The organism is Gottfriedia sp. ABJ_BB2_2 (genome assembly GCF_055484705.1).
Genome location: NZ_JBVFKR010000001.1, coordinates 602,588 through 618,834, shown reverse-complemented (window position 1 = coordinate 618,834; position 16,247 = coordinate 602,588). Strand labels below are relative to the sequence as shown.

15 protein-coding genes are annotated in these 16,247 nt (G+C 32.6%); 14 read left to right on the top strand and 1 reads right to left on the bottom strand.

Going from position 1 to position 16,247, the window contains the following annotated elements:
- The 11 genes from ACX6U0_RS03285 (at window position 1) to ACX6U0_RS03235 (ending at window position 12,948) form a co-directional block, all read left to right on the top strand.
- Complete coding sequence (locus ACX6U0_RS03285) at window positions 1–1,371, top strand: ATP-binding cassette domain-containing protein (protein ID WP_464958573.1); 1,371 nt, start codon at window positions 1–3, stop codon at window positions 1,369–1,371.
- Window positions 1,372–1,457: 86 nt separating this feature from the next.
- Window positions 1,458–2,348 carry an ABC transporter permease gene (locus ACX6U0_RS03280; RefSeq protein ID WP_464958867.1) on the top strand — a complete coding sequence of 297 codons (891 nt, stop codon included), beginning with the start codon at window positions 1,458–1,460 and terminating at the stop codon, window positions 2,346–2,348.
- Window positions 2,349–2,524: 176 nt separating this feature from the next.
- A complete protein-coding gene (locus tag ACX6U0_RS03275) occupies window positions 2,525–2,926 on the top strand; it encodes a MerR family transcriptional regulator (protein WP_464958572.1) in 402 nt (133 codons plus the stop codon).
- A 57-nt stretch (window positions 2,927–2,983) separates the two neighbouring features.
- Window positions 2,984–4,285, top strand: coding sequence for a glutamine synthetase family protein (locus tag ACX6U0_RS03270; RefSeq protein WP_464958571.1), 1,302 nt, complete (start codon window positions 2,984–2,986; stop codon window positions 4,283–4,285).
- Between the two features lie 109 nt (window positions 4,286–4,394).
- Window positions 4,395–5,729: a type I glutamate--ammonia ligase gene (gene glnA / locus ACX6U0_RS03265; protein ID WP_464958570.1), complete on the top strand. Its 1,335-nt coding sequence runs from the start codon at window positions 4,395–4,397 to the stop codon at window positions 5,727–5,729.
- Between the two features lie 189 nt (window positions 5,730–5,918).
- Entirely contained in the window at window positions 5,919–7,106 is a 1,188-nt protein-coding gene (locus ACX6U0_RS03260) for a Ger(x)C family spore germination protein (RefSeq protein ID WP_464958569.1), read from the top strand.
- 360 nt (window positions 7,107–7,466) lie between these two features.
- A complete protein-coding gene (locus ACX6U0_RS03255; protein ID WP_464958568.1) occupies window positions 7,467–8,192 on the top strand; it encodes a GntR family transcriptional regulator in 726 nt (241 codons plus the stop codon).
- Complete coding sequence (gene gntK, locus ACX6U0_RS03250) at window positions 8,192–9,736, top strand: gluconokinase (protein ID WP_464958567.1); 1,545 nt, start codon at window positions 8,192–8,194, stop codon at window positions 9,734–9,736. Before ACX6U0_RS03255 ends, gntK begins: the two co-directional genes overlap by 1 nt.
- 19 nt (window positions 9,737–9,755) lie before the next feature.
- Entirely contained in the window at window positions 9,756–11,102 is a 1,347-nt protein-coding gene (locus tag ACX6U0_RS03245) for a GntP family permease (protein WP_464958566.1), read from the top strand.
- Between the two features lie 307 nt (window positions 11,103–11,409).
- A complete protein-coding gene (locus ACX6U0_RS03240; protein WP_464958565.1) occupies window positions 11,410–12,066 on the top strand; it encodes a hypothetical protein in 657 nt (218 codons plus the stop codon).
- A 309-nt stretch (window positions 12,067–12,375) separates the two neighbouring features.
- A complete protein-coding gene (locus ACX6U0_RS03235) occupies window positions 12,376–12,948 on the top strand; it encodes a YdcF family protein (RefSeq protein WP_464958564.1) in 573 nt (190 codons plus the stop codon).
- Between the two features lie 206 nt (window positions 12,949–13,154).
- Here ACX6U0_RS03235 and ACX6U0_RS03230 read toward each other — a convergent pair whose 3' ends face one another.
- A complete protein-coding gene (locus ACX6U0_RS03230; RefSeq protein ID WP_464958563.1) occupies window positions 13,155–13,700 on the bottom strand; it encodes a MerR family transcriptional regulator in 546 nt (181 codons plus the stop codon).
- Window positions 13,701–14,042: 342 nt separating this feature from the next.
- Here ACX6U0_RS03230 and ACX6U0_RS03225 point away from each other — a divergent pair, with 342 nt between their 5' ends.
- The 3 genes from ACX6U0_RS03225 (at window position 14,043) to ACX6U0_RS03215 (ending at window position 16,244) form a co-directional block, all read left to right on the top strand.
- The gene (locus ACX6U0_RS03225; RefSeq protein ID WP_464958562.1) at window positions 14,043–14,489 is read left to right on the top strand and encodes a hypothetical protein; all 447 of its coding nucleotides are present in this window, start codon (window positions 14,043–14,045) and stop codon (window positions 14,487–14,489) included.
- Between the two features lie 39 nt (window positions 14,490–14,528).
- Complete coding sequence (locus ACX6U0_RS03220; RefSeq protein ID WP_464958561.1) at window positions 14,529–15,080, top strand: hypothetical protein; 552 nt, start codon at window positions 14,529–14,531, stop codon at window positions 15,078–15,080.
- 393 nt (window positions 15,081–15,473) lie between these two features.
- The gene (locus ACX6U0_RS03215; protein ID WP_464958560.1) at window positions 15,474–16,244 is read left to right on the top strand and encodes a DeoR/GlpR family DNA-binding transcription regulator; all 771 of its coding nucleotides are present in this window, start codon (window positions 15,474–15,476) and stop codon (window positions 16,242–16,244) included.
- The last annotated feature ends 3 nt before the right edge of the window (window positions 16,245–16,247 follow it).

Sequence of the window (16,247 nt, the reverse complement as noted above, 5' to 3'; positions counted from 1 at the left end):
ATGACAATTCAACTAGAAAACGTATCTTTTAGTTATGGAGAAACAGAAGTACTAAGAGAAATCAATTTAAATGTTGAATCTGGTAAAGTAGTTGGATTTGCTGGGTTAAATGGCGCTGGTAAAAGTACTTTATTAAAACTTCTCGCAAAAAGACACTTACCTACAAGTGGAAAGATTTCATTTAATGAATTAAGCTCGGTAGCATATGTCCCTCAGGAGGTAGATGAGGGACTAGTGCAAGGATTGACAGTCATCGAAAATTTAATGATTGCCATTCACCGTGAAAATAAACATGTATTTTTTTCGAAAAAGAAGAGTATTGAGTACGCGAATCAAAGATTATCTAATTGGAATTTATCTTTACCTTATTTAAAAACGGTTAGTGAGTGTTCTATATATGAAAAACAACTGATTTTAATCGCAAAAGCTTTATTAAATGATGCATCGTTCTTTTTATTTGATGAACCAACTTCATCATTAGGAAGAAATGAAAAAGAACAATTTTTCTCATTCTTAAAGATACTTAAAAAACAAGGGAAATCAATTGTCGTTATTTTGCATTCAATAGAAGAAATCTTGACTCATTGTGATGAGATTGTCATTTTAAAAAATGGTGAAATCGTCCAACAATCTCAGTCTTCTTTTTTTACAAAAGAAAAAATAGTAGAGATAATGTCTTCATCGACTTTTTCATTTCAAAAGAAGCGAAAATTACATGATGAACTTGCGTATAAGTTTCATCATATCAATCTAGTTGATTCTAAACCTTCTATTAATATAGAAATAAATAAAGGTGAAGTCATTGTCATCTATGGAGCAAATGGAAATAAAAAATCTACCCTTGCAAAAACACTTTGGGGAGATAAAAAAACATACGATTTGATCAAAGAAAATAAAACGGTCTCAATTCATTCTCCAATCAGCGCTAAAAAACAAGGTTTTGCGTTTGTACCAGAAGACAGAAGAAAAGAAGGGATTTTTCTTCATCATTCAATTCGTGAAAATGTATCGATTCATGAACAGGGGTGGATTCAGAAAAATCTCGAGGTTGTAAAAACAAACTCTTTTATACAGACTTTAAGTATTTTTCCAAAAGACACTGAAAAAGAAGTGATTCATCTAAGTGGTGGAAATCAGCAAAAAGTTAGTATCGCAAAGTGGATCACACCAAATACACGCTGTCTTATTTTAGATGAACCATTAAAAGGTGTAGATATTTACGCAAAACAACATATTTTCCAATTTATTGACGATTTTTGTTCAAATGGAGGATGTGTTTTCTATTTTACAAATGACATTGAGGAAGCAAATGTTATTGGTGATAAACACTTTACCATCGTGCAAGGTGAATTATTGGAGGGAATCAAGTGACACAGTGGGCCCAAACACAAGGTAAAAGGATCGTTTTAGATTTTGGAGCAATTTGGTTACTACTACTTGTTATTGTATTTTTTTCAATGACATCTAGTTCTTTCTTATCTTATAGTAATATCACAGATATTTTAAGATCAATTTCAATTGTTACATTATTAGCGATTGGAGTAACCTTTAGTTTAATTATCGACGGATTAGATTTATCAGTCGGATCAACAGCAAGTATAAGTACAGTTTCGGCTGCCTATTGTTTAATCGTTTTGAGACAAGAATTATGGGTAACCTTGCTCGTAGCCATTGTAATTGGATTAATCATCGGCCTTATGAATGGTTTATTTATCACAAAAGGTAAATTACCAGATTTATTAGTGACATTGGCGATGATGTATGTAGTGAATGGATTACAATTAACATTAACAAAAGGTTCATCTATATATGAGGGTATGACAATTAACAATGAAGTAACGACTGGTCACTTTATTCCATCCTTCTTATATTTAGGGCAAGGTTCATTATTTAACATTCCTGTAGCTGTGATCATAATGGCCGTATGTATTTTCATTTCTCATTTGTTTTTAGAAAAAACAACATGGGGTCGTGTATTTTTCTTTATTGGTGGCAATAAAACTGCTGCTCATTTGTCGGCAATGCCAGTTAATAAATATCGAGTTTATGCTTATGTGATTAGTGGGTTATTTGCAGCGTTAGGTGGAATTTTACTTGCGAGCCGTGTAGGTACAGGGCAAGTTTCAGCAGGTACGCCATTATTAATGGATAGTATTACAGCCGCCTATATAGGAATTGCGATGTTTGGGAAAGGAAAACCAAATATTGTTGGCACATTTTTAGGTGCGTGTTTAATGGGAATCTTACTAAATGGATTTACAATGTTAAATGTCCCTTATTTTGCTCAAGATATTATTAAAGGTGTATTATTATTAGGTGCAATTTTCCTTGCTAAAAAAAATAACTAATTAATTAGAAAAGATCTCCCTAAACAGGAGATTTTTTTTATTTTAATAGTAGAAAGTAATTAGAAATAGCATAGAATAAAAAAATCACACTTTTCATGTTAGATTTCCTAACATTGTATTGACACTTTTTCTGACATGGAATAAAATACTAATAGATGAACGAAAGGAGCATTGCTATGAATGATCAAGTAAGACGCTCAACGCCACTTTTTCCGATTGGAATAGTCATTTCGTTAACTGAATTATCAGCAAGACAAATTAGGTATTATGAAGAACATGATTTAATTCATCCAGCTCGAACTGAAAGTAAACGTAGATTATATTCATTTAACGATGTGGATCGATTATTAGAGATAAAAAAATTTATTGAACAGGGCTTAAATTTAGCAGGTATTAAAGAAGTGCTACACCTAAAAGCTCAAGATCAAACAAAAGAGACAGTTGTTCAGCAAGTGATTGTTGAAAAATCGATTTCAGATGACCAGCTTAGAAAGATGTTACGCCAGGAGTTATATCAAACTGGTAAGCTAGGTAAAACATCACTAAGACAGGGAGATATGTCGAGATTCTTTCATTAAATTATTATTTAAAACTGGTTTATTCTGACTTTTATATTTGTACAGGGGGAAATATAAATGAAAAAAGAGACGATTTTAAACAGTGTTGAAGAACATGGTCTTGAATTTGTTCAATTATTTTTCACGGATGTGGAAGGGGTATTCAAGCATTTAGAATTACCGATTACACAAATCGAAAAAATACTGAACAATGAAATCATGTTTGATGGTTCAAGTATTAATGGTTTCACAAAAATTGAGGCAAGTGACATGATGCTATTTCCAGACTTCAGTACATGGAAAATTGATACAGATGAAAAAGTTGGATTATTCATTTGTGACGTCTATTACCCAGATGGAACTCCATTTGAAGGTGATCCTCGAAATGTTTTAAGACGTGCAATTGATCATGCGACTGAACAAGGGTTTTCATCATTTAATGTAGGTCCAGAGCCAGAATTCTTCTTATTTAATAAAGAAGGAAATAATCTAGTACCAAATGATAATGGTGGTTATTTTGATGTTGCTCCACTAGATAAAACTGTAGCGATTCGTCGTGAGATTACTAAATCACTTCAACGTTTAGGCTTAGAGGTAGAGGCGTTACATCATGAAGTTGCGATCGGACAACATGAAATTGACTGGAAATATGCACCAGGCTTACAAACTGCTGATAATATTCAATTATTTAAATATACAGTTAGAAAAATCGCTGAAAATCACGGTTTAGTGGCAACATTTATGCCAAAACCTATTTTTGGAGAAAATGGTTCAGGTATGCATTGTCATATGAGCTTAGGAAATGATAATGGTAATGCCTTTTATGATGAAAATGATGCAATTGGATTATCTGAAACAGCACGTCAATTTATTGCAGGTGTATTAACACATGCTCGTGCAAATGCTTCAGTAACAAATCCAACTGTTAATTCATATAAGCGTTTAGTACCAGGCTATGAGGCACCAGTTTATGTAGCGTGGTCTCGCAGTAACCGTACTTGTACAATTCGTATTCCAGCTGCTCGTGGAGCAGGTACTCGAATTGAAGTACGGAATCCAGATCCATCTGCAAATCCATACTTAGCTTTAGCTGTTTTATTATCTGCAGGTTTAGATGGCATTAAGAGACAATTAACACCTCCATCTGAACGAGCTGAGAATCTATATTTAATGGATGATGTAACGCGTAAAACGGAGGGTATTGATACTTTACCTGGTAGTTTGCAAGAAGCATATTCAGAATTAGAAAACAGTGAATTTTTACAGCAAGTATTAGGAAAACACGTATATTATTCATTCCTACAAAACAAAAAAGACGAGTGGGATGCATATCGTTTACGTGTATCAGAATGGGAAAAAGAAACATATTTAAACTGCTAGACACTAAAAATTTAAATAAAAAAATAGAAAAGTGGAAAACTTCTACTTTTCTATTTTATAGTGTGTTAGACTAATTTTGTTTGATACATACGAAAGGGGAACTTTACTAATGGCTAAGTTTACAAAGGAAGATATTTTCAGAATTTCAAAGGAAGAAAATGTTAAATACATACGTCTTCAATTCACAGATTTACTAGGAATTATCAAAAACGTTGAGATCCCTGTAAGTCAGCTTGAAAAAGCATTAGACAACAAAATGATGTTCGACGGTTCATCAATCGAAGGGTTTGTTCGTATTGAAGAATCTGATATGTATTTATTCCCTGATTTAGATACTTGGGTTGTATTCCCTTGGACTGCTGAAAAAGGAAAAGTAGCACGTTTAATCTGTGATATTTATAATCCAGATGGCACTCCATTCGAAGGAGATCCTCGTAATAACTTAAAACGTATGTTAAAAGAAATGGAAGCTTTAGGTTTCACAGATTTCAACTTAGGACCTGAGCCAGAGTTCTTCTTATTCAAATTAGACGAAAAAGGTGAACCAACACTTGAATTAAATGACAGTGGCGGTTACTTCGACTTAGCACCAACAGACTTAGGTGAAAACTGTCGTCGTGATATCGTTCTTGAGCTAGAAGAAATGGGCTTCGAAATTGAAGCATCTCACCATGAAGTAGCACCTGGACAACACGAAATTGATTTCAAATATGCTGGTGCAATCAAAGCATGTGATGATATTCAAACATTCAAATTAGTAGTAAAAACAATTGCACGTAAACACGGTTTACACGCAACGTTCATGCCAAAACCATTATTCGGCGTAAACGGTTCTGGAATGCACTGTAACTTATCATTATTCACAAATGGCAAAAATGCATTTTATGATGAGTCTGGTGAACAGGGCTTAAGTGAAACAGCTCGTCACTTTATCGCTGGTATCTTAAAGCACGCACCAAACTTTACAGCTGTAACAAACCCAACTGTAAACTCATACAAACGATTAGTACCAGGTTACGAAGCACCTTGTTACGTAGCATGGTCTGCAAGAAACCGTAGTCCACTTATCCGTATTCCTGCATCTCGTGGATTAAGCACCCGTGTAGAAGTACGTTCAGTTGACCCAGCTGCAAACCCATACTTAGCATTATCAGTATTATTAGCAGCAGGATTAGACGGAATCAAAAACAAATTAGAAGCTCCAGCTCCAGTAGATCGCAATATTTACGTAATGTCTAAAGAAGAGCGCGAAGAAGTTGGTATCATCGACCTTCCAGCAACTTTAGCAGCAGCACTTGATCTATTAAAAACAGACGAAGTAATCGTAAACGCATTAGGTGAACACCTATTTGAACACTTCGTTGAAGCAAAAGAAATCGAATGGGACATCTTCCGTACTCAAGTTCACCCTTGGGAACGTGACCAATACATGTCTGTATATTAATAAAATCACCCCTTGACGCTAAATGCGTTGAGGGTTTTTTATTTTTTTGTCAAAAGTATAACGGTTGAATGATATCCAAAATTCCTGGGATTAAATAATGTGTTCCATACTAAAATATCTACTATTAATGCATGTTTACAATTGACCATGTAAATGCTAATCAAAAAATGTAAAGTTGTGGTAATTTTGATGAAAAAATGGATTAGTATATTTATTTTGATTTCTTTATTAACTGGAGGATGTTCAAATTATAAAGAATTAAATAACATTGCGATCGTAATTGGTATGGGGTTAGATTATTTACCAAAAGAAAAGAAGTATATAATGATTGAACAAATATTAAATCCTAATGCACTTTCGACACAGAGACAAAGTGGAGCTCAGGAAATACCTATGATTTCTATAGTTGAAAAAGGGAGAACAATTTCAGAAGCTGCACGCCTTGCATCAAAAAGAATTTCACGAACAAGTATTTATTCACATGTAAATCTTATTGTGATAGGTGAAACATTATCAGCGGAAAAATCTTTGGACACTATTTTAGATGTATTTGAAAGAGATGCAAAAATACGTACAAATATACCAGTAGTAATTGCCAGAAAGGAAAGTGTTTACAATATATTAAATAATGTACCGCCACTAGATAGATTACCAGCTAAAGCAATTCCAGGAAAAGTAACCAATTCGGCAAATCATCTAGGTGAAAATCACGAAACAATTATACGAGAAATTATTACTAGAATTTCAAGTAAAGGCAGAGAACCTTCAATTCCAGGAGTAAGTTTAGTTAGTGAAACACCCAAAGCACGCTCATTAGAAAATACCGAAAAAGTGAAAGCAACTTTTGTTGTCCTTAATGGTATCGGCATATTTAAGGATGGTAAGCTTACTGGTTGGTTAGATGGACCGCCAGCGAGATCTATTCAGTTTATAGATAATGTAATAAAAGAAACAAATATTCAAATGGAATGTGAAAAAGAAAAATACGACTCACTGGAATTGATTCGTGTTAAAACGAAAAATGATATTAAAGTTATAAAAGGTGTTCCCAATATTCATGTAAAGGTAAAAGCAGTTGGTTATATTGATGAAATATTATGTAATGATGATTTTGAAAAAGCGGAAACACTTGACATATATGAAAATAAAAGTGAAAAAGTTGTTCAAGAAATGATTCTGAACGGTTTGACTCAAGCTAAAAAAATAGGTGGAGACGTTTTTGGATTTGGTGATCAATTACATATTAGTAACCCTAGAACTTTCCAAAAATACAAAAAGAGTTGGAATGAAACATTTCAAAAGTCAAAATTCATAATCACTGTTGATATACAAATAAAGGACGTCGGGATGAGAAAGGAACATTACACACATAATTGAGAAGTATTATTTTTGTATTCTGATAAAAAAGATAAAAAATGATAGAGACATCTGATATTTGGTTAGCAGATGTCTTTATTACCTCTATTATTACTATAGATATACTCCTTAGTTTGCTGATGTCCATTACATGAGTTCCTCTAAACAATCTATTATTAGTTTGTAATTTCAGGTTCAGATACATATTTTAACGTTTTTATTTTCATACATTTTTTGGATACTTCTAGAAAGTTTTGTAAAAATAATCAATAAACATTCATATTCAGTTATGAAAATCCAAATAAAGCGCTTGCAATTTTAGAAATACATTTATATAATACTTGTATACAAGTATACTAGTATTTTCAAGAGGGTGGACAAATGAAAGAATCCAAGCAATATTTATATCCTTCAAAATGGCTTTCAAAAGCTTCAGCTGGCGATCGCGTAACATACGAGTTAAGAATGCAGATCATTTCAGGTCTAATTGAAAGCGGTACCACATTATCGGAAAATAAATTGGCTGCAGATTATGAGGTGAGTCGTTCACCAATTCGAGAAGCACTAAAAACATTAGCATCTGAAAATTTGATTCGTTTAGAGAGAATGGGTGCAGTAGTTATTGGATTAACAGATAAAGAAATAGAAGAAATCTATGATGTCCGTTTACTAATCGAAACATTTGTTTTCGAACGATTAGTAAAAATAGATACGAAAGAATTAGTAATGGAATTGAGTAAAATTCTGGAAATGATGAAAGTCGCAATAAAATATCGAGATGCCGATGAATTTTCATTTCAAGATGTTTTATTTCATGAAACGATTATTCGCGCGATTGGTCATTCATACATTATGATGATTTGGAATAATGCTAAACCAGTAATGGAAGCGTTTATCCTTTTATCAATGCGTGTTCGATTCGAAAAACGATATGAGGATTTTCAACGCATACTTGAGAATCATCAACTTTATATTGAGGCAATCGATACAAAGAATCGAGACCTCATGATTCAATCATTACATCAAAACTTTGATGATGTTCAAGGAAAAGTAGAAGATCTTTGGAGGTCTCAACAAATGCTTTCTAAAGGAGTAGACCAAGAATAATGAATAGCTATATGTTAGGGTTAGACATCGGTACGACAAGCACAAAAGCCGTGTTATTTAGTAAAAAAGGCGAAGTTATCCAACAAGAGAATATCGGTTACCCACTCTATACACCTGATATTTCTACAGCTGAACAAGACCCGGAAGAGATCTTTTCGGCTGTCATACAAGCAATTTCTAGAATCATGAAAAAACATCCGCAAAAAGAGATTTCGTTTATTTCTTTTAGTAGTGCGATGCATAGTCTCATTGTTATGGATGAGTATGATCAACCAATAACACCTTGTATTACTTGGGCAGATAATCGTAGTGAAGCCTGGACACATAAAATTAAAGATGAATTGAATGGTCATGAAATCTACAAACGAACAGGAACACCGATACACCCAATGTCACCATTAAGTAAGATTACTTGGATTGTGAATGAACGACCAGAGATAGCGAACAAAGCGAAAAAATATATCGGGATTAAAGAATATATATTTAAAAAGTTATTTGACCAATATGTTGTTGATCATTCATTAGCCTCAGCCATGGGCATGATGAATCTTAAAACACTAGATTGGGATGAGGAAGCTTTAAAGATTTCTGGAATCACAGCTGAGAAATTATCAAAGCTTGTACCTACCACAGATATTTTTACCAACTGTAATCCCGATTTGGCTAAACAGATGGGGATAAATCAACAAACGCCCTTTGTAATTGGTGCAAGTGATGGAGTACTTTCTAATCTTGGTGTGAATGCAATTCGAAAAGGTGAAATTGCGGTCACAATTGGGACAAGTGGGGCAATTCGAACGATTATTGATCAGCCTCAAACCGATGAAAAAGGACGAATATTTTGCTACGCATTAACCGAAAAACATTGGGTCATTGGTGGGCCAGTAAATAATGGTGGAATGATATTTCGTTGGATTCGAGATGAATTTGCCGCGTCAGAAGTAGAGACCGCAAAGAGACTCGGAATAGATCCATATGAAGTATTGACTAAGATTGCTGAAGGGGTAAAACCAGGGGCTGATGGATTGTTATTCCATCCTTACTTAGCAGGAGAACGTGCACCATTATGGAATCCTGATGTTCGCGGCTCGTTTTTCGGATTAACGATGGCGCATAAGAAGGAACATATGATTCGCTCTGCTCTTGAAGGTGTAATTTACAATTTATACACTGTATTTTTAGCTTTAATTGAATGCATGGAAGGGCCGGTTACACGAATTCAAGCAACAGGTGGATTCGCAAGGTCAGATGTATGGCGTCAAATGATGTCCGATATTTTTGACCTTGAAGTAGTCGTACCTGAAAGCTATGAAAGTTCTTGTCTAGGTGCCTGCATTTTGGGGCTCTATGCAACTGGGGAAATCGAATCTTTTGAAGTAGTATCTGATATGGTCGGTAGTACTCACAAACATTTGCCTAATGAAGACGCAGTAGTAGAGTACAGACAATTACTGCCAATCTTTATAAACTTATCGAGAGTATTAGAAGCAGATTATACAAGAATTGCTAATTATCAAAGAGGTTTAATTAATAAAAATAAATAAATATTCGGGGGGAATTATCATGCCATTGGTTATAGTAGCCATAGGAATTGTAGCATTACTTATTTTAATCATGGGGTTAAGATTAAACACGTTTATCTCATTAATTATTGTTTCATTTGGTGTTGCTTTAGCACTTGGAATGAAAACAGATGATATTGTCACTACAATTGAAGCAGGATTAGGTGCAACACTTGGTCATTTAGCATTAATCTTTGGACTTGGTGCAATGCTTGGTAAGTTGATCGCAGATTCTGGCGGCGCACAACGTATTGCGATGACGCTTGTTAACAAATTTGGTGAAAAGAACATTCAATGGGCAGTCGTTGCTGCTTCATTCATTATCGGTGTCGCTTTATTCTTTGAAGTAGGATTAGTATTATTAATTCCAATCGTATTTGCAATTTCAAAACAATTAAAGGTTTCTATTTTATATCTTGGAATTCCAATGGCAGCAGCCTTATCTGTAACACACGGTTTCTTACCACCACACCCAGGTCCAACTGTAATTGCTGGGGAATATGGTGCAAATATTGGTGAAGTATTACTTTACGGTTTTATTATTGCGATTCCAACTGTGATTATCGCAGGTCCTTTGTTTACAAAGATTGCTAAAAAACTAGTACCTGCATCTTTCACTAAAATGGGGAATATTGCCTCTTTAGGTGAACAAAAATCATTTAAACTTGAAGAAACTCCTGGTTTTGGTATCAGTGTATTTACCGCTTTACTTCCTGTTATTTTAATGTCAATTGCAACAATTATTAATTTACTACAAAAAACAATTGGATTTGATGATACTGGGTTAGTAGTGGCGATCCGCTTTATCGGTAACGCCGGTACTGCAATGGTGATTTCATTATTAGTTGCTATCTATACAATGGGATTGGCTAGAAAAATACCAATTAAAGAAGTGATGGATTCTTGTACTACAGCCATTACTCATATTGGTATGATGCTCTTAATCATCGGAGGCGGCGGTGCCTTCAAACAAGTATTAATTAATGGTGGAGTAGGTGACTATGTAGCCGAGTTATTCAAAGGAACTTCTTTATCACCGATATTACTAGCATGGATCATCGCAGCAATTTTACGTATTTCATTAGGTTCTGCAACTGTTGCAGCTTTAACAACTGCTGGTTTAGTTATTCCAATGCTAGGTCAGTCAGATGTAAACCTTGCTTTAGTCGTTCTTGCTACAGGAGCAGGTAGCTTAATAGCATCACACGTTAATGATGCAGGTTTCTGGATGTTTAAAGAGTATTTTGGTTTAAGTATGAAAGAAACTTTCGCTACGTGGACATTACTAGAGACAATCATTTCAGTTTGTGGATTAGGATTTATTCTATTACTAAGCTTATTCGTATAAAGTTAAAATTCAAATGCCTTAGCTCTATATATTATAGAGCTAAGGTTTTTTTATGAAAAAGTTTAATTTTTGATAACTTAATTTATTTTTCACTACAATTTAATTAACTGTAAGGACTTAAAATTAATAGCAAAAATCTTTTCTCATTTAAAAATGGCATATGATAGTTGTATATATTTTAGTTTAAAACGACCGACACATTTTGCGTTCTTTTTTATTCCACTAAATGAAAGAATAATTGAAAAAGGATATTCCAGGTTTAGATTGAAAAGTAATAAATAGAATATGATATGAAAGTGGGAACGATATGTTAAGGAATGAATTAATATCAGAAATAGCAAATAAGATTTTAAGTTTGAATGTAGCCCACCCTATTAGAGTAGGTGTTAGTGGGATAACAGCATCTGGCAAGACTACACTTGCGAATGAACTGATGGAAGAACTTCAAAAAAGAAAGATTGATGTAGTTAGAACAAGCATAGATCATTTCCATAATCCAAGAGCAATTCGATATAGACAAGGTAAGGAATCAGCTATTGGTTATTATGAGGATGCACACGATTACACTTCGTTTATGCAAAAACTTCTAATTCCATTAGGGCCAGGGGGAAACCTTCATTATCAAACAATTTCTTTAGATTTAGAGAAAGATGAATTTGTAAATACAGAATCAAAAGTAGCGAAAAGAGATTCGATTTTTATGATTGATGGTACGTTCCTTTTCAAAAATGATCTAAGTAACCTATATGATTATAAAATTTTTGTTCATACAGATTTTGAGATCGCGAGAAAAAGAGGTGCTAAAAGAGAAGAAGGTAATTTTGGTAGCTATGAAAAAGCTGAAGATATGTTTAAAAAGAGGTATCACGCTGCTTCTAAGATGTATATAGAAGAACATAGTCCCCAACTAAAAGCCGATGTAGTCATTAATAATGATGATTTAGATAATCCATATTTTGTTTAAAAACAACTTTTTTAATCATAAAGATATCATATGATTTTGGGCTATAAGTTGATAAAATAAAAAAAGATCTACAACAATAGAAAGTACAGATGATATGAGGTAATGAATGGAAATTTTAACAAGTAGTATTAAACAAGTAGAACTATCTATATATTAATTTTTTTAATCATAATGGCTTTACTAGCGATATTTGGAAATAGTTTTGGTGTTTTATTTGTTTTAGCTAACTTTTTGGTTTTGTTTCTACTATTCTTTTTATTTAAAAAAGCTCAAATATCGGGTAATCAAAAGTTTAATGTGATTAGAAACATGAGCGTAACAATGTATAGTGTATTTTTAATTTCTTTTTTCTTAATAGAATCTATTATCATTTTAGAGTCTAAATCAAGTAATAAGAATGATTTTAAAAATGTCGACTTTGTTATAATACTTGGAGCTGGACTACATGGGGACATTCCATCAAAGACACTTGAATCTAGATTGGAAGCAGGAACACAATTTTTATTGAACAAAAAGGATTTACCTGTAGTTGTTTCAGGTGGCCAAGGTGATGGGGAAACGATTTCTGAAGCTGAGGCTATGGGAAGGTATTTAAAGAATAAAGGAATTGAAGAAAACCGAATATTTTATGAGAGTGAATCAACTTCAACCTATGAAAATCTTAAATATTCTAAGCAAATCATTGAACAATTAGGATTTAAGGAACCAACTGTATTAATTGTCACAAGTGATTACCACGTGTCCAGAGCTAAAATGATTGGAAAAGAGTTAGACTTGGAGAGCTATGGATTAGGGGGAGAATCTCCTATTTTTGTAAGAATGAATTATTTCATTCGTGAGTATTTTGGCATTGTGAAAACAATCGTCAATCAGTATTTATAAAATTAATATGGTTAAATTAAGAAATACCTCATTTGGAACATTAGCATTACTAGTAATAACGTACCTACCATAGAACCATTATTAATTAATAATCTAAGTTTTGAACAAAATAGATTTACTTACTCTTTAAAAAACGCATAAAAAATTGGGCAAGAAAAGTGCACTTTTCTTGCCCAATTTTTTGTTTATATTAGATAGTATTCTTTTTATTTTAAAATCATTTTCTGTAATGCTTGTCTTTGTTTTTCATCAACTAGCGGAAGCATCTTTTTCATCTTTAACTTTTTTTCTTCCGATAGGCTATCTAGTAAAGCTCTCATTTTCTCTACTAACTCTGGTTTTAAAAAATTACTTTCATTCATTCTGATCAACCCCAATATTTTAAATAATTGTTCTGCACTTATATTTTGGTTTAATGACATAATTGCTTGTAGCTGTTCAAGCTCATGGCGTAGCTTTTCTTTTAACCTTATCTGTTCATTTATGATTTCGAGTTGAGCTTGAACTACGAGCATTGGATCATAGTTTGGATTTGCAATAAAGTTATTTATTTCTTCTAACGAAAGTCCCAATTGCTTTAAGGATAAAATCTGCTGAAGTTTTGTCGCATCAGCCTTTGTGTAAAGCCTATGACCAGATTCGGTAATTTCAGAGGGTATTAATAGACCTATTTGGTGGTAATGGTGCAGTGTTCTTACTGTTATTCCACACTGGCTTGCAAGCTCACCTATTTTCCAAGAGGTTTGTGACATTATTTCACCTCGTTTCGTTTTGTACGATTTGATTGTCGACAAGTACATTATATAACCTGACGTAACGTTAGGTTCAATAGGTATTTCAATTTTTTTATCTATTTATTTTTCTTCATCAAATCCAATTTTTAGTTGCTAAAATGATTACATTAAGTGGTGAATTAAATAAAAGAGTAGTGAACTGTTTTAACTGTGGAATTTGTTTGTAGATCATGAGTCACATTGATGTGACTCACTTTTTTTTGATGTAATAGGCAGTAATTTCTTCCATAAAAAGGATTATTCACCTTAATAATTTAATATCTATTAATTAGGACCAATGTATTAGGGAGAGTGTTTCTAGTGATGGAAGTAGTAGAAAGAAAAAAGAAACTTAGTAAAAATTATAAAATTGTCATATTTATTATTATTTTATTAATAGTTGTAAATTACACCAAAATAGGAAATTCGGTAAACAAACTTTTTGTTCAAAAGACGAAAAAAGAATCAACTGTTACTAAAACTGTAACGAAAGACGAAATGAGTCTAATTAGAGAAAAACAATGGTATGGACTAGCAATTAAGTATAATAAATGGAATACTCAATGGCTTCATAATGAAATTAGTAAAGGATCAAGGACTATTTTGAATGACTATTCTTATATGTTGAATCATCCAGAATATGATTCTGTGAAGATTAACTATAAAGTAATCACATACAAACTTGATGGAAAATCAGTGGAGTTTATTAGTGAAAGTAAAATCACCCAAGTGCATTCAAAAAGTGGCTGGAAAGATAAAGAAAATTAAAATGTGAAAGTAATTTTCAAAGAGAGGAAATGGAATTAAATGAAACGAAAGAAAGGAATCATTATATTACTAACCCTTATGTGTTTAACAATTTACTTTGTTTGGTATACACTGCCTAAAGAAATTAATCAGTCATTTGATGGGATTTTATATGGACTAGGTGAAAAAAAGAATAGCGTAAATGGAAAAGTCAAAATTACGGTACATGGTAAGATGCGAAATAAAATATTTGATCAGGTTCGTTTCAAAGGTAGAATTGATATAAAAGGAGAGGTGCCTCCTTTTGTAAAAATTGATAAAAAAGAAATAGAAATTGTTTTCAATGATGATCATAACGGGTTAATAATCCTGAATGATTATTCGAATTGGCTAGACTTTACTACCTATGGGACTCTCTATAAAAGTGATGACTTTAGTAAGTTAACAATTTTAGTATTTGAAAAAGATGAAAAAGGGAGTAATGGATGGAGTGCTGGAGATGGAGTAATGATCTCTGCCCCAGCAAAAAGTAGAGAAGAGGCATTATCTATATCTAATCATTTAATGAAAAAATTATTGAATGGTAAAAATTCGCTTGATGACTTTAAATAATTAATATTAGACTCTCCAAATAGTACATTTTAGATTTTTGGATCGGTTTTTTTTTATTTTCAAGGAGTTCCATTAATTACGTTTTTCGTTTCATTTTTTATGTATAAACGATTTTATAATAAATAAATTTAACTATTTAATCAGTGAATTAGTCATCTTACATTTCTTATTTTTATTTCATTTTACAACATAAATCAAAAGTCGCTAAGCGACTTTTTTTTATGAGATAAGGCTGTAAATTGGTTCAAAAGTGTTAATGATGAAATTTTCGAGAAAAAGTATTGCGAATTTATTTATGAGTAAACTAAAATTCACTTAAAACAACTTGCGAAATACTTAAAGTAACTTACAAATTACTTAAAATAACTTATAATATATGTGAGGAGGTTAAATATGAATCAAGATGAACGGTTAATACGTATCCTTTCTTATTTAGAAAATCATAAAACAATGAATATTAAACAAATGTGTGAAATGTATAATATCTCACGTGATACCGCAAGAAGAGATATTGTAAAACTTTCGGAAAATAAAGCAGTGGTGAGAACTTATGGAGGAGTAGCTTTATCAACTTTTCATAAGAAAATTGATAATTATCAAGAGCGGTCACTGACTGAAATGGAAAGTAAAAAAATAATTGGAATGAAAGCTGCAAATCTCATCACAAATAATGACATGATTTACTTAGATGTTTCAACCACAGTTAATTTTGTCGCTCAATTTTTGCAATTAAAGAACGTAACGATTGTAACGAATTCGATAGATAGTGCTTATACTTTAGCCCAATCTGAAGATACGATAATTCATTTTTTAGGAGGAGTATTAAATAAATCTACTCGTCATGTCACTGGGTATTCTACCACTGAGAAACTGAAGGATTATCATTTTAATAAGGTGTTTATTGGTGCTGTGGGTATTACAGAAGACGGTATTTATTATGGATTTGAGGAAGATATTTATTTTAAACGTGAATTAATTAAGCATGCCGATCAAGTTATTTTATTGGCAGATCACACTAAATTTCAACAACGACAGCATTATAAAGCTTTAACGCTTGATTCAATCGATACATTTATTACAGATCAAGAATTACCTAATGATATAAATAACATTATGGTAGAACATGGTGTTGAAGTAATTATGGCAAATCAAGACGAAAAATAGGGG

What these genes read in the sequence shown, in the direction of transcription:
- ACX6U0_RS03285 (WP_464958573.1), top strand. Translation starts at nt 1, where the DNA reads ATGACAATTCAACTAGAAAACGTATCTTTTAGTTATGGAGAAACAGAA.
- ACX6U0_RS03280 (WP_464958867.1), top strand. Translation starts at nt 1,458, where the DNA reads ATGACATCTAGTTCTTTCTTATCTTATAGTAATATCACAGATATTTTA.
- ACX6U0_RS03275 (WP_464958572.1), top strand. Translation starts at nt 2,525, where the DNA reads ATGAATGATCAAGTAAGACGCTCAACGCCACTTTTTCCGATTGGAATA.
- ACX6U0_RS03270 (WP_464958571.1), top strand. Translation starts at nt 2,984, where the DNA reads ATGAAAAAAGAGACGATTTTAAACAGTGTTGAAGAACATGGTCTTGAA.
- glnA (WP_464958570.1), top strand. Translation starts at nt 4,395, where the DNA reads ATGGCTAAGTTTACAAAGGAAGATATTTTCAGAATTTCAAAGGAAGAA.
- ACX6U0_RS03260 (WP_464958569.1), top strand. Translation starts at nt 5,919, where the DNA reads ATGAAAAAATGGATTAGTATATTTATTTTGATTTCTTTATTAACTGGA.
- ACX6U0_RS03255 (WP_464958568.1), top strand. Translation starts at nt 7,467, where the DNA reads ATGAAAGAATCCAAGCAATATTTATATCCTTCAAAATGGCTTTCAAAA.
- gntK (WP_464958567.1), top strand. Translation starts at nt 8,192, where the DNA reads ATGAATAGCTATATGTTAGGGTTAGACATCGGTACGACAAGCACAAAA.
- ACX6U0_RS03245 (WP_464958566.1), top strand. Translation starts at nt 9,756, where the DNA reads ATGCCATTGGTTATAGTAGCCATAGGAATTGTAGCATTACTTATTTTA.
- ACX6U0_RS03240 (WP_464958565.1), top strand. Translation starts at nt 11,410, where the DNA reads ATGTTAAGGAATGAATTAATATCAGAAATAGCAAATAAGATTTTAAGT.
- ACX6U0_RS03235 (WP_464958564.1), top strand. Translation starts at nt 12,376, where the DNA reads ATGAGCGTAACAATGTATAGTGTATTTTTAATTTCTTTTTTCTTAATA.
- ACX6U0_RS03230 (WP_464958563.1), bottom strand. Translation starts at nt 13,700, where the DNA reads ATGTCACAAACCTCTTGGAAAATAGGTGAGCTTGCAAGCCAGTGTGGA.
- ACX6U0_RS03220 (WP_464958561.1), top strand. Translation starts at nt 14,529, where the DNA reads ATGAAACGAAAGAAAGGAATCATTATATTACTAACCCTTATGTGTTTA.
- ACX6U0_RS03215 (WP_464958560.1), top strand. Translation starts at nt 15,474, where the DNA reads ATGAATCAAGATGAACGGTTAATACGTATCCTTTCTTATTTAGAAAAT.